General features: G+C 47.0%; 12 protein-coding genes. 5 read left to right on the top strand and 7 right to left on the bottom strand.

The genetic code is table 11. From position 1 onward, the window contains the following. Positions 1 to 3 precede the first annotated feature (3 nt). A complete protein-coding gene (locus AC27N8_RS21925; RefSeq protein ID WP_487069529.1) occupies positions 4 to 867 on the top strand; it encodes a hypothetical protein in 864 nt (287 codons plus the stop codon). Between the two features lie 353 nt (positions 868 to 1220). Here AC27N8_RS21925 and AC27N8_RS21920 read toward each other — a convergent pair whose 3' ends face one another. Beyond that, positions 1221 to 1349, bottom strand: coding sequence for a transposase (locus AC27N8_RS21920; RefSeq protein WP_487069528.1), 129 nt, complete (start codon positions 1347 to 1349; stop codon positions 1221 to 1223). A 1128-nt stretch (positions 1350 to 2477) separates the two neighbouring features. Between AC27N8_RS21920 and AC27N8_RS21915 the strand changes: the two genes are divergently transcribed. Beyond that, positions 2478 to 3416, top strand: coding sequence for an aminoglycoside phosphotransferase family protein (locus tag AC27N8_RS21915; RefSeq protein ID WP_487069527.1), 939 nt, complete (start codon positions 2478 to 2480; stop codon positions 3414 to 3416). Between the two features lie 36 nt (positions 3417 to 3452). On the opposite strand, the gene AC27N8_RS21910 is transcribed toward AC27N8_RS21915, so the two are convergent. Together AC27N8_RS21910 and AC27N8_RS21905 are read right to left on the bottom strand one after the other, a co-directional pair. Further along, positions 3453 to 4358 carry an LLM class F420-dependent oxidoreductase gene (locus tag AC27N8_RS21910; protein WP_487069526.1) on the bottom strand — a complete coding sequence of 302 codons (906 nt, stop codon included), beginning with the start codon at positions 4356 to 4358 and terminating at the stop codon, positions 3453 to 3455. 29 nt (positions 4359 to 4387) lie between these two features. Next, positions 4388 to 4981: an NADPH-dependent F420 reductase gene (locus tag AC27N8_RS21905; protein WP_487069525.1), complete on the bottom strand. Its 594-nt coding sequence runs from the start codon at positions 4979 to 4981 to the stop codon at positions 4388 to 4390. Positions 4982 to 5408: 427 nt separating this feature from the next. Between AC27N8_RS21905 and AC27N8_RS21900 the strand changes: the two genes are divergently transcribed. Then, the gene (locus AC27N8_RS21900; protein ID WP_487069524.1) at positions 5409 to 5765 is read left to right on the top strand and encodes a winged helix-turn-helix transcriptional regulator; all 357 of its coding nucleotides are present in this window, start codon (positions 5409 to 5411) and stop codon (positions 5763 to 5765) included. A gap of 208 nt (positions 5766 to 5973) precedes the next feature. Here AC27N8_RS21900 and AC27N8_RS21895 read toward each other — a convergent pair whose 3' ends face one another. Then, entirely contained in the window at positions 5974 to 6888 is a 915-nt protein-coding gene (locus AC27N8_RS21895; protein WP_487069523.1) for a patatin-like phospholipase family protein, read from the bottom strand. Between the two features lie 195 nt (positions 6889 to 7083). On the opposite strand from AC27N8_RS21895, the gene AC27N8_RS21890 reads away from it, so the two are divergent. Further along, positions 7084 to 7716, top strand: a complete 633-nt coding sequence (locus AC27N8_RS21890; RefSeq protein WP_487069522.1) for a TetR/AcrR family transcriptional regulator — start codon at positions 7084 to 7086, stop codon at positions 7714 to 7716. Between the two features lie 128 nt (positions 7717 to 7844). Here AC27N8_RS21890 and AC27N8_RS21885 read toward each other — a convergent pair whose 3' ends face one another. The 3 genes from AC27N8_RS21885 to AC27N8_RS21875 form a co-directional block, all read right to left on the bottom strand. Then, the gene (locus AC27N8_RS21885) at positions 7845 to 9518 is read right to left on the bottom strand and encodes an outer membrane protein assembly factor BamB family protein (protein ID WP_487069521.1); all 1674 of its coding nucleotides are present in this window, start codon (positions 9516 to 9518) and stop codon (positions 7845 to 7847) included. Between the two features lie 16 nt (positions 9519 to 9534). After that, entirely contained in the window at positions 9535 to 10071 is a 537-nt protein-coding gene (locus AC27N8_RS21880) for an RNA polymerase sigma factor (protein WP_487069520.1), read from the bottom strand. 443 nt (positions 10072 to 10514) lie between these two features. Beyond that, positions 10515 to 10946, bottom strand: a complete 432-nt coding sequence (locus AC27N8_RS21875; protein ID WP_487069519.1) for a hypothetical protein — start codon at positions 10944 to 10946, stop codon at positions 10515 to 10517. Between the two features lie 478 nt (positions 10947 to 11424). Here AC27N8_RS21875 and AC27N8_RS21870 point away from each other — a divergent pair, with 478 nt between their 5' ends. After that, a complete protein-coding gene (locus AC27N8_RS21870; protein ID WP_487069518.1) occupies positions 11425 to 12726 on the top strand; it encodes a phosphorylase family protein in 1302 nt (433 codons plus the stop codon). Positions 12727 to 12761 lie beyond the last annotated feature (35 nt).

The following is a 12761-nucleotide window of genomic DNA, read 5'->3' as shown; positions in this document are numbered from 1 at the left end:
CTAATGGTGTCGGCTACAGTACGAGGTATCGATCCTCCTGAGAACATACTTATTCCTTATAATCAAGAAGCTTTTCTCGAAAGTGTCAGAGCAGTTGCAAACCCTAGGCAGGCTCGATCACTAGTGGTAGAGATACAAAAAAGTGTTGACTCTATCCAACACAAATTGAACGTTGCTAGGTATCAATCCGGACTTGTTGAGCAGTTAAACGCTGAACATTTTACCTTGTTTTTAAACTATCGCGATATCTCAACTCGAGATGTTAAATCAACTGAGGCATATTACAAACTTTGTAGATTTACAATGACAAATATAGAAGAATATATATTAATATTAGCCTTATTCATTGAGACGTTTGCTGCAACAACCTTTTCGCTTTTTGATGTCAGCGCTGGTGTTTTAAATAAGGTTTACGGACTTGAAATGATGGAGAAAAATGTAAGTCTTGAGAATGTTTTAAAACAAGTTTTCAGATCAGACAGCGCAGTCGATCCTTCTGATGATGCTATTCGATTGCTATATAGTTACAACTCATACCCTGAAAAAGATCCTAAATACGAGGAGAAAGCGAGTAGAGTGATTACATGGGTAAAGTCCATGAAGGAAATTCGAAATAGGACCACACATAGAACTGTGACAGATATTTGTGATGCACAAACTGTTCAGCGCAATGATGTCTTTGAGCTACTTCATGATGGTGAGCGGAAATCTGTCACAACGTTTATGCTCAATCGAGATATACTTGATAATGAGAGTCTGAGCAACTATGTCAAACAGGTTTTTGACGATATTAAGCAATTTGTGGAAGACTTTTATGGTATCTTAAGTCAAGCTATCCAAGACAGTGGAAGTTTACCTATTTATTAATTGTTCTTGGCCACATGCCCCATGGGAAATCTTAGCCGGTAGAAAGGTTCTTGCTCGTTTTTTTCTTGAAAACTTTTAGCTTGTTAGGAAGGTCTCCATCTACTTCGGGCTTCGGTTGGGAATGACCTCTTGGCGGATTCTCTTTGCATGGAGGAGTAGGATTTCTCATAAGGTATTTCGCTCACGGAAAATCTACTCTTCCCAGTTTTTGATGCTGTTGGGAAATTCCTTTAAGTTGTAAAATATAGCTTCTGGAAAGCCTAGGTTGTGGGAGTGGATACTTGTTCCTAGTCCTTCCCTGTCGTATGCGGATCTGAGAACATTTGAGGATCTCGTTCTAAGGACACGTCTAGCTAATGGCATACTAGATCGGTACTTACCTCGTATTCTCGACAAATCTGCTCCAGGCTCTGCCGATCTTTGAGGGCTTCCAAAACGATTTTCTTCTTCAATTCCCCATCATACTGCTTGTGTTTTCCCATATGAAACCTCTTTTGCCAGATAGTCTACCATTTCATGTATTGAAATGGAAACTCTCCAACTTCTGGAGTCTACTACAAATTGTGAGATGGATGAAAATCTTCGTTTCCATATTTTAGACCTAGCCTAGGAAAAGAATTTGATTTAAAATCTACTCCTCTTGTAGAGTGACATGAGGATCAAAAACAATCACCTAACAACGAGCTTTAATGTGCGAAGGAATCTGGTCTTCTTATTCGCTATTGCAGAGCAAAGTAATGAGATCTCATTTCAGTTTGAGGTAACTTACGCGATTTATTGCAGCGAAATACTCTATATGCCTGAAAGCAATTTATTAAATTTGAAATTGAATACATATATATTTACAGATAAATCTTGTAAGATTCAAAAATAATGCAGGTGTATATCTGTACATTATATAATTATGAATTTGTTGGTAAGGCATAGTTCCATGTGAAGGTCAGCGCCAGAAATAGGTCGCTGCCACCACCTTGTTTTGACAGCAATGTGACAGCTACAGCCCTCTACACTCATCGATTTTCATACACATCAGCAGATATACCGACTCGATTTTACGCTCGAAATAGACATTGGTAGACTGGAATAAGCAAGCAGGCTCGAATTCCTAAACCGTGCGTCGGCGGTTCGAGTCCGCCCAGCCCCATATCGTCGACCCGCTGCTCAGGCGGGTTTCTTTGTTGGTCTGTGCGAATAATGTCTGTGATTTGGCTGCCTTGACAGCAACCGTGACTGCAACGTACTTAGATAGTCCTCGACAACAATGTATCCAGACGATTCATGGTTTCCTCTTGCATGAATGGAAGCATGTTTGAATAGATATCCAGTGTCACAGCATTTCGTCATCGCCTCGTATCCGTCTGTGAACGTCTATGATTAAGCATTGATCTGTCATACACTAGCATAGCACTCTTCCTAAATAGATCATACTTTTGGGCTAGCTTCCAAGCTATGATGTAGGAACATGTACTATATTTGTCATCAACGCTCAAATGCATCCGTGTTGAGTTTGTTGTCTTGAATGGAGAGATATGGATACTGAAGAGCAAAAGGATATTTTTAATATGTTTCATGATGGAAGCTTTATGTCAAATGAGAGGAGTGAGGAATAATTGTACAGCGACATCCCCCGTTCCGAGGAATATCGACATTGTCTGCTTGAGTTCATCAGGCAGGAATATGGAATAAGCGCCGCCGTCCTGGCTCCCGCAAAACGTGGCTATTACGGTGAAACGTGGCGGCTGGACGCTGCGAATAGCAGCTATTTTCTCAAACTGGTTTACCCTGCCGCGCATAAAGCCGCCTATGAACGTAGCTTTTCTATAATCCAGCACCTATGTGACCACGGTATTGACTTCATCAGCCGCATTGTAAAGACAAAAGACGACGACCTGTCCACACGATTTGACGGCGCAATACTCGGTGTTTTCGACTGGATTGACGGTGAAAACAGAGAAACAGATGCGACAAAAATCCCGGAATATCAAATGCTGGCGAAGGTATACACAGTTCCGTCTTGTAGCGTTCCCATTCTCCGTGAAGATTTTTCGGGCCAAAGCGCCGATACGTTCTTCGAGCAATGGAATGTGCTGGATAACAGACAGATTCACTCACTGCTTGAGAAAAATCGTGCCAGGCTGGAGCATAGAGCCAGGAGGTTGAAATACTTTGCCGAGCTGTGCCGAGGTGACACGGCGGACTTCTTCATCACTCACGGCGATGCCGGAGGAAATCTGATTGTGAACGGTGACAGGTATTTCATTGTGGATTGGGACAATCCCATCCTCGCGCCTCCGGAACGTGACGCATGGGTCATGTGCGGCCGGGAGTGGGCAAGAGACGCTTTTAATAATGCTCTGTGTCAGAACGGCATTAGACACACCCTGCGTTTGGAACGGCTGGCGTATTACTGCTATCATTTTTTCTTTTTCTATCTCACCGCATACCTCGATGGGTTCACGCAAACCGACACTGTGCGGGAGATAGAAAAATACATTGACGGCTGGATAGAGGGAAGTATTCAATACGTAGACATAAATAGTCAAAGTTAAAATTTGAGTAGACAAAAAAGCGATGATGTAACGCGTTTAGCGGCCAGCAACCTCCATTTTTTCCACCTCTGGAATGATCCTGGTTGCCATGAGATCCATCGGCTCCAGATCGGCAACATTCGGCATATACACGATAGCCTGGTCAATGCCCAGCGCAGCCAGCCCTCTGAAATACTCGATGGCAGCCTCTGGTGTATAGCTGTTGTTGCGACCGTCTCTGGTGACATAGAGAGGATCCATTGTGGTTTTCTCAATCTCTGTATAAGGGCGACCGATTGACTGGCAATGGTCGCGCAGCACATTGAGCTTATGCTGCAATTCGTCTTTGCCTGGGCGAACGATATTGCAGGCATCGCCGTACTGGGCCACAAAACGCAGCGTCTTGCGTTCACCTGTACCACCGATCAAGATAGGTGGATGTGGCTTTTGCACAGGCTGTGGTGAGTTAAGCGGTCGCTCAAGTTGATAGTATTTCCCCTGATAGGGTTTCTCGTCACCTGCCCACATCTGGCGCGCAATTTGTAGCGTTTCTTCCAGACGCTCGAAACGTTCAGCCGTGGGTGGGAATGGAAGGCCCAGACCGCGATGCTCCTCTTCAGTCCAGCCAGCACCGATGCCAAAGTAGACCCGCCCATGCGAGAGCACATCGAGCGTAGTCGCCGTCTTCACAAGCACAGCTGGTTGACGATAGGACACGCCGGTAACCATCGTACCCAGCTTTATGTGATTGGTAACCCCTGCGACAAAAGCCAGTGCGCTCCAACTTTCCAGCATCTCATGCTCTGCGGGGCCGTTGAGTGAGATTTGGAAGAAGTGATCCATCACCCAGAGACTATAGAAACCAGCTCGCTCAGCACGCCGTGCGATAGTCGCGAACGTATCGCCGAGTTGTCCCTGATCATCTGACCAGGTGAAGTCAGGTACATGTAATCCTACACGCATAAGGAATCTCCTTGTGATTGACACTTCGATTAGTCGAACTTAGCCAGATCTTGGAAAATGAGTTGGCCCCATGTGTTCCCTCGTGCCTGGATGAGCAGCCCACCCTCGCCGAGCTTCCCCAGCTCGATTGGCGCGAAGCCGAGCCTGTTGACGAGGGTTGCCACCGAGGCGCTTGCCGCGTCGTCGTCGCTGGAGAGAAACACGACTCGCCGGCCTCCCTGAGGGGTCGTCGATCCTTGGGCCAGGACGCCTGCTGGCAAATGGTTGAAGGCCTTCACCACCTTCGCGCCGGAAAGCACTTTGGCAATGGCGGCGGCTGAGGGCAGTCCGCCCAGTTCCTCGAGTGGAACGCCAAAGGCATTGGTGGTATCGATGACGACCTTCCCTTGCCAGCTTTCGGCAGCCTGCGCGATCTCTCGGTGGGCGGCGAAGGGTATGGCCAGGATGACGACGTCGGCCTTGACTGCGTCCTCTATCCGCTGTGGGATGATTGACGGGCCAATCTGCGCCGCGAGCGCGTCCACGGGCCGTCTGCCTGTAACAGCGACTTCGATCCCCTGGCGGGCGAACGCCTGGGCGATGGCCGTCCCGATATTACCAAGCCCGATGATTGCATAACTCATTGAATGCTCCTTTGATAGTCGTCGGTAACAGGGATATCACTTGGGCGAATGCCAGCTCTTACCATGTACCGACAAGTAGCTGTTCCGACAAGCAGTTGACAGTGAAATCTGTGCCATAAACCTGGCCGATGCCACCGTCGTTCATTAAATCCGCACCCGTTAGAGTGTGTCCTTTGTGTTCTCTTGGTGAAGAGGTATGCGTTTTGTGTTTCCTCAACCACTATGATAGAGTATAGAAGAGGGATTACCTTATGACAAGTACTGACCTTTTGGTAAGTATCATGTAGGCTTGAGTTGCTCGAAAGAGGACAAGGAGAGGTGTACGTGAGGACCGCTCTTTGCGGTTGCTTCCAAGGAAGGAATGATGCCCCTGGCTGTTCTCTGTGGAGGTTCTCACTATTTGAGAGGGGAGAAGGAGTTACCTGGTATGAAGAAGATGCACTATACCTGTGGTCTGGATGTCGTCCTCGAACTGATCGAGGGCAAATGGAAGTTTCTCGTCCTGTGGAACCTCGCCAGCGGACCCAAGCGGTTCGGCGAGTTGCGCAGGCTCGTTGGGGGAGTCAGCGAGAAGATGCTCATCCAGGAGTTGAAAGAGATGGTGGCGGACAACATCGCGATACGGCAGGATTTCAAAGAAGTCCCCCCGAAGGTGGTCTACTCGCTCACCGAAAGTGGAATGGCCATCGCCGAGGCTTGCAAGCCACTATGTATATTGGGAACAGAGATCGCGAACCGAGAGGGATTAACTCTCGGGTCATTTGAGTTAAGTCTGGAGCGATAGAAGAGGAGGGCTAAAAAATACGTAAGGGACCGCAGGATGAAAAAACGCATAGCAGTGGAAAAATGTAGTAGAATAATTTACCTGTTTTATCGATTGAAGCAGAAAATGCAGCAATAGGAAAAATTATAAAGCTTGATCTGCCAGCTATATGATATGGACCTGACAGATCAAAACTCGCATCTAGGCTTTCTCTGCTAGCTTCTCCCATTTATGTCCAGGATCCGAGTCGAGCGGATTCAATTATCGCCTGTCGTCGTCCGACCTGAACCGCCTCGGACATCAAGTCGACGTCCAGAAGACGGCTACTGTTGCCGCTGAGACGTAAGAATTCCGGTCCTGGCTCAATGATTTCCAGCGATCCACCAGCAACTCTAATGGTATTAAGCTCTTGAGAGAAATCTTCATACCGCTGCCGTAGGTTCGCGTCGACGCCATCGGGTGGCGTGAGGGAGAAGCACGCCACCACAAGCACGGAACGAGCTCCGGCGGCCAGGTCTGCATTTAGCGAACTGCGCACTCCTCCGTCCATGTAGCGGTCTCCGTTCAGTGTCACTGGCGGAGTGAGTCTTGGGATAGAGGAACTCGCTGCGAGCGCCCTTGCGAGGTCAACGTGAGAGTCCTTAGATAACGTGACCAGTTGACCGGTGGTCGTGCTGACCGCTGTGGCGCGAAACGTTGGCGGCCATTCCCGTCCTGCGAGTGCGGAGAAGCCTGACATTGCCACGAAGGTGTCTTCATCGATGGTCGCTGCCATCAACGCTTTGCGACCGATTGCTGCTCGCGCCTCGTTGGGGTTTGCCGCGTGGGCGGCGTTGATCCATTCGACGAGCTGGTTTCCGAGTCCAGGGCCAGCGGACGAGTAGATGTTTAGCTCAGAGTGCCGGTTCGTTTCGGCCACGAGTGCCGCGACATCCATGCCGAGAGCAAGTTGGGCTCCGACAATGGAACCTGCGGAAGTTCCAACGATGAGCTCCGCGTGACCAAGGTCAATATCCTGAGCTACCAGACCCCCGACCAGACCTGCCATCCAGGCATATCCAACCGGACCACCGCCGCTAAGAACGAGAGCACGCTCGACCTGCGAAGTGTCGATCGTTTCCATCGGATGTTGCTGCTGTTTCATGACGCTTTCCTTTCAATATAGCGGCCCTCATCAAGGCCAGTAGTAAGTAACTCAGCTCTCTTGGAAAGAGAGGCAAGACGAAGTAGCGATGCCATTGATGAATGCAAGTGACACTTGCATTCAGAGTATACCAGGGTTGCCTTAAGAATGCAAGTGTCACTTGCTCTCTTAAGGCAACCCTGGTATACTCTGGGAATGAAAAAAAGAAGAGATGAACCATCAGCCGGAGAAAAGCTCCCATCACCTCGTTCCGAGGCACCCGTGAAACGAGGTGATGGCGTGCGAGTGGCAGTACTTGCGGCCACGCTTGATCTGTTGAGTCAGCGCAGCTATGAGGCGATGACAACGAAGGAGATCGCCCTGGTGGCTGGGGTCAACGAAGCCACCTTGTTTCGCCGATGGGGAACTAAAGCGGCGATTGTGGCTGAGGCACTGCTAGACTACAACGCTACCGAGACGCCCACTCCAGATACCGGAAGCTTCCAAACCGATCTGCTAGAGTTGCTTCGTGGGGTTATCACACGCATCCAGACTCCTATGGGAAAAGTCGTTGACCAGATTGTGGTGGGCCATTATCCGCAACCGGAGCTAGCAGAGGTGCGCCGAGTCTATTGGAGAGATAGCTTCAACAGTGCCGAAGTGCTTATCCAGCGAGCAAAAGATCGCGGCGAACTTCCCGAGGAGATTGATTCGCGTTTTTTGATGGAAGCTGCGATTGGACCAATTCTGGTTCGAACGATTGCTACCGCTCAACCGCTTGATGATCACCTCCCTGAGCAGATTGTGGCGCTTCTCCTCTTTGGTGTAAAGGGCACAAAGAGGTCCTGATGTGGCTGGAAGACCTCTTTGTTGTCGCAAGAAACCAACGATTTGAGACAGCCTCTCACAGAGAGACATCACTTAACATAGCTTCAATGCTGACTTTTAAACCTTCATTTTCTACTACAATGTCGCAATCAAGATACAATGGATGCTGACGCTATCCCATCAGGCTGAGGCAGATAGCCAGCATAATGCCATAGGAGCGAACCATCCGTCGCGCTATAGGCATAAATGCCAGAACCACGTCCAGTGACATAAATGATTCCGTTTTGTACATCGTCAATGAACGGATATTGAGCCGCGATGGTTACTGACCACCGTATCGAACCATCGGGATTAAGTGTTGATAGGTTTGTATCTGTGATGGCATACAAAACACCATGAATAAGAGATGGAGCGTTTGGACCGAAACCTGTCAGCGCTACCTGTGACTCAAGTGAACCATTGAGCGCATTCAAGGTATACCATATTCCATCATAAGACATCACGTGTACTTGATTGTCTAACACGGTTGGTCCATTGAGATATCCGCGTAACTTTGCCGTGATCCATTTCTGTGAGCCCGTTTGAGCATTAAATGCATAGATATACGTATCGGGATTTGAAACGCTTCCATAGCCCGGAACAAAAGCTGTGAGATAGATTGTGCCATTGGCAAACGTTAGAGACTGATTAATATTTACTGTGTTGTTGAAACTATGCATCCAGAGTTGTTTGCCACTACTTGCATTGAGCGCAAAGAAGCGATCCACAATTGAACCATAAGCAACACCATCGATAACCTGGATATTGGAAGGATCAACAATCGAACCATTTCCCTCATGGGTAGTTGCCCAGGCATTTCTTCCGGCGTCAAATGTCCATAACTGACCGCCATTAGCCGTACTTATTGCATAGACGATGCCGGTGCGCTGCATAATATAAACGATACCATGTGAAACAGTTGGAGATTCTATCCAACCAAGATCCAGTGGGGAAGATCCATTGTTCGGAGAACTTTGGGTAAACGGTATCACTTTTGCCGGAAACTTTACACCCCAGACCACTGAACCATCTGTCTCGTTCAGTGCATAAAGGTAAGATACCATACCACTGGTTGACTCATTTGTTGTATCAACGCCCGCCAGATAGATAATACCATTCTGCTCCACTGTACCAACTGATTCAAAGGTACCACACAACTTTTTGCTCCACACAACTTTCTTCGTTGATGGATCATAGCGATAGAAGATATTATCTCCCTGGCTACTAGATGTAGAGATATATAACCCTGGCAGATTATGTGTACTTTGCTGCGGGTACGTGACGGTCGTATCAATCGTACATTTTCCACCTGTGATCGGATTGGGTGGTTTTGGCAAAGGCACACTACCACTACCCGTGTGTGAAGAGATCTTTGGTGTAGTCGTAGTACTCTGCATGTGATATGCAGTAGATAGGATTAGAAAAGTGCTAACGGCGACGAATCCAATTATCGCAACGGCAATAAACGTACCAAGCCATCGCATGGATGGACGTTGAGGCACATATTGCTGATTTATTCGTCCTTTTTTGGCTTTTTGCATAATAACATCTTCTTTCTTTTTAAGATTTTCTTTCGCTACTGGATGCTCCACCACGATACGTTGCCATGCTCTTTCTAAATGAGAGGTATATTGCGTCGAATTTTTTGCATAAAATTGCCGTAAATGATAAATAACACGTGCTGCTTGCAAGTTTTCTTCTTCGCTATTGATCGACCACTGTGAAAGGAATTTAACCTGCTCTTCTACTTCTTCTGCTTTGAAAAAATCATCATTTTCTTTCATCGATATATTCTTCCCTTCATGCCTTGTAGATTTTTTTCAGAAGATTGAGAGCCCGTGACATCATAACTTTTACTGCGCCCTCACGCTTGCCCAGATGAACAGCAATTTCGGAACAGCGCATATCCAAACCAAAATGGAGCCGTAACACTTCCTGCTGCAAGGGAGATAAGCTTTTGATGTGGACCATTAAGTTGTCATATTCTTCTTGCATCAAAACGAAGGTCTCCGGCCCAATGTCGTCGTTATCAATAAAACCCTCTGCGATGGATTCCAATGTGACGCTACTACGACGTGACAAACGCCGATAAGCATCAACCGTTTTGTTTCGTGCGACACGCCATAACCACGCCAGTTGCGCTTTCTCAGACAATGAGGGAAACAATTCACTCTCTAAAGCCGCCAAAAAAACCTCAACTAGAATATCTTCGGCATCTTCTCCTGTTGGCAGATGTTGATATAAATAGGCAAAGAGCGGCGGTGCATATTGGTGGTATAGCGTAGCCATATTTGCCATACGCAGATCATCAAATGTAGTATCACTGTGTAGTTGCATTACAATCCTCACATGTTTTTGAGATCTCGTTATATGGTCGTCAAGACAGAGAAAAAGGTAACATTGACAGATATCTACCCTGACGTAGTGAGATATAGTGGCTGGCTGAGAGGTGTACCAACATTAAGTGGTGAGCTTTACTCATATAATTGAAGAAGCAGCGATAAATAACACAATTACTTGTATTGATCACTCTGTATTAATCATCTGTTGCTACCCGTATTTTGACTACAAATTATACGCTTTAAATAAATTAGTTTAACTAGCGTACTTGAAGCATGCAAAAATACCCATAGCTGCTACCATTGATAATCTCGTTTGATTGGCTGGGAGACGGCTGAAAAAGTAGCTTCTTTGAGGAACAGTCTGATTAAATGGTGGACAAGCTCAGAAGAATCAACAGTGAAGGGGTAAGGAGTCTTGTTGCCTCTTACCCCTGAAGGTCATGGCAGTGATGCGCCTAACGGCTCATAGGGATGAGCTGTTGCTCTATTTTTTTCTACCATGAGAACTCCTCTATCTCTTTCATCTTCTCCTTGCCAGATCATCTTCCCGTTGAGAACATAGTCCCAAGGGACAAGAAAATGGTCGAGTAGATACTGGAGCCACTTGTACCATGAGTATGGCTTATCATTAGAAATTGTTAGCTCTGTGCCATCATCGCTTGGTACCCAGGGGCAGATGCGATTTGGTACTCCAGGACATATCCCGCCAAGATAAGCTGGATCGATATTTGCTCTCGCTGTCCCTGCCAGATTGATCCAGGGTGGATAGCTATAGTAGTCCTTGAAACCGTGTCCAGTAAAATAACAACCGTTCTCTCCAAATGGTAATCCTACTGCCTCACGGAGAGGATCGGGCTCATTTTTCATCATATCAGCATTCCAACGAACGCGTGATATGCTGGCATATGCTTGCAGGTAAGCGAGATGATGAGTTGCAAGTGGCCTTGCAAAGGTCAAATTTCCAGTAAAATCAGTCATGTATCCCATCGGCTGTAGTACTTCGTTTCCTTTGTGAACTGTATTTTCTCTCTAAGACAAATCCTCTTTTAGGAAAAATGAAAAGTAAAAATCCAGAGGTCAGTCCGCAAAATAATGTTATTCCTTCTTCAGGCATTCTTTTTTGTAAGGTTTATTCTGGAAAATTAGACGAAAATGATTATTTTTTACTTCTCCATAAATATCTGATACTGTTTGGCAAGGAGTATTATTGTATTTACAAATTTGCATTAATTCATGTAGAATAAGAAGCGAACGTTTTTCATGAGGCTTATTTGCTATGAGATAGAGAAAAGCTGATATGGTTCTGACAGTATAGCAGATTACTTTTTATGATTTAAAGAGGTTGATCTTGGCAACACAGCGCAGAGCGCCTATGGCGGTCATATTCACGACCACTCAGACAGAGCATGAAGCGGTCCAGGCTTATATTACGCAGATCCAGGAAGAGGTTCATCCTCGTGGAACCATCTATACGTTAGGAGTATTCGCCACGCCTACTGGTCCCTGGGATATTGTCATTGTTGAGATTGCCGCCGGCAATCCTGGCGCTGCCTTTGAGGTAGAGAGGGCCATTGGACATTTTATGCCTGAGCTGATCCTCTTCATTGGTATTGCGCAGGGTTTCAATGATGTAAAACCTGGCGATGTCGTTGCCGCTACCAAAGTCTACAACTATGAGTCTGGACGGGTGCGTGCTCAATTTGAGCCCATTCCGATCCTCTGGAGTTCGACTTATCGTATGGAGCAACGCGCACGAGCGGAGGCGCGCAAACATGATTGGTTGCGTCGCATCGATGGATCAGGTAATGGCCAGGCTCCTCATGTGATTGTTGCCCCGATGGTGGCGGGCGAAAAGAAGTCGATTTCGGCTGCCTCAGATCTTTGGAGCATGATCAACACAGTCTATAGTGATGCGTGCGCTATGGATACCGAAGGCTATGGATTTCTCCAGGCGGCACATGCGAACCAGCAAGTCGAGGCACTCGTTATTCGGGGCATCTCTGAGATTATTGGAGAAGATCCGGCTTCTTCTACGGCAGGGATGCGAAGGCTGGCAGCTTGTCACGCTTGCGCATTTGCCTTTGAAGTTCTGGCGAAGCTCGACGTACACCGAACAACCCAACCAGCAGCCGAACCTGTCAAAGTAATTACCTCTGAGAAAATTGTACCTCCTCCCGTTGAGAATAGTAAAACCGTGGCCCTCTACTATGCCTATGCCAATGAAGATCTTGGACTACTGACGCAGTTTCAGAAACAATTGTCTCTACTTAGACGTAATGGCCTGATTAGCGTGTGGTATAGAGACATGGTCCAACCTGGAGAAGATGCCGAGATTGAGTCGCGCAAACATTTAGATAATGCTGATATGATCCTTCTGTTTATTAGCCCTTATTTTGTCTCATTAGAAAGTACGTATGACGAAGCTGTCCGTGCTATGCAACGTCATGAAACACAGGGAACTGTGGTGATTCCCATCATCGGACGTCCCACTGCTGGCTGGAAACAGACTGATTTTGGTAAACTGAGTCCTTTGACTGGATCAGAAAAAGCCCTCTCTGAATACTCCGAGCCCATGCGCGAAAAACAATTAGCGGAAGCCGTTTCTGATATCAGAGAGATCGTTGAAAACCTGCGGTCAAAGAAGATATGAATTAATGAACAAGCAATGCAGAGGAGCGGAGTCGC

The sequence above is a fragment of the Dictyobacter sp. Z7_2 genome (assembly GCF_057551105.1).
The sequence above is the reverse complement of the archived record's forward strand: the minus strand, read 5'-3'. Positions and strand labels throughout refer to the sequence as shown.

What these genes read in the sequence shown, in the direction of transcription:
- AC27N8_RS21890 (WP_487069522.1), top strand. Translation starts at nt 7,084, where the DNA reads ATGAAAAAAAGAAGAGATGAACCATCAGCCGGAGAAAAGCTCCCATCA.
- AC27N8_RS21875 (WP_487069519.1), bottom strand. Translation starts at nt 10,946, where the DNA reads ATGATGAAAAATGAGCCCGATCCTCTCCGTGAGGCAGTAGGATTACCA.
- AC27N8_RS21925 (WP_487069529.1), top strand. Translation starts at nt 4, where the DNA reads ATGGTGTCGGCTACAGTACGAGGTATCGATCCTCCTGAGAACATACTT.
- AC27N8_RS21910 (WP_487069526.1), bottom strand. Translation starts at nt 4,358, where the DNA reads ATGCGTGTAGGATTACATGTACCTGACTTCACCTGGTCAGATGATCAG.
- AC27N8_RS21920 (WP_487069528.1), bottom strand. Translation starts at nt 1,349, where the DNA reads ATGGGAAAACACAAGCAGTATGATGGGGAATTGAAGAAGAAAATCGTT.
- AC27N8_RS21905 (WP_487069525.1), bottom strand. Translation starts at nt 4,981, where the DNA reads ATGAGTTATGCAATCATCGGGCTTGGTAATATCGGGACGGCCATCGCC.
- AC27N8_RS21895 (WP_487069523.1), bottom strand. Translation starts at nt 6,888, where the DNA reads ATGAAACAGCAGCAACATCCGATGGAAACGATCGACACTTCGCAGGTC.
- AC27N8_RS21900 (WP_487069524.1), top strand. Translation starts at nt 5,409, where the DNA reads ATGAAGAAGATGCACTATACCTGTGGTCTGGATGTCGTCCTCGAACTG.
- AC27N8_RS21880 (WP_487069520.1), bottom strand. Translation starts at nt 10,071, where the DNA reads ATGCAACTACACAGTGATACTACATTTGATGATCTGCGTATGGCAAAT.
- AC27N8_RS21885 (WP_487069521.1), bottom strand. Translation starts at nt 9,518, where the DNA reads ATGAAAGAAAATGATGATTTTTTCAAAGCAGAAGAAGTAGAAGAGCAG.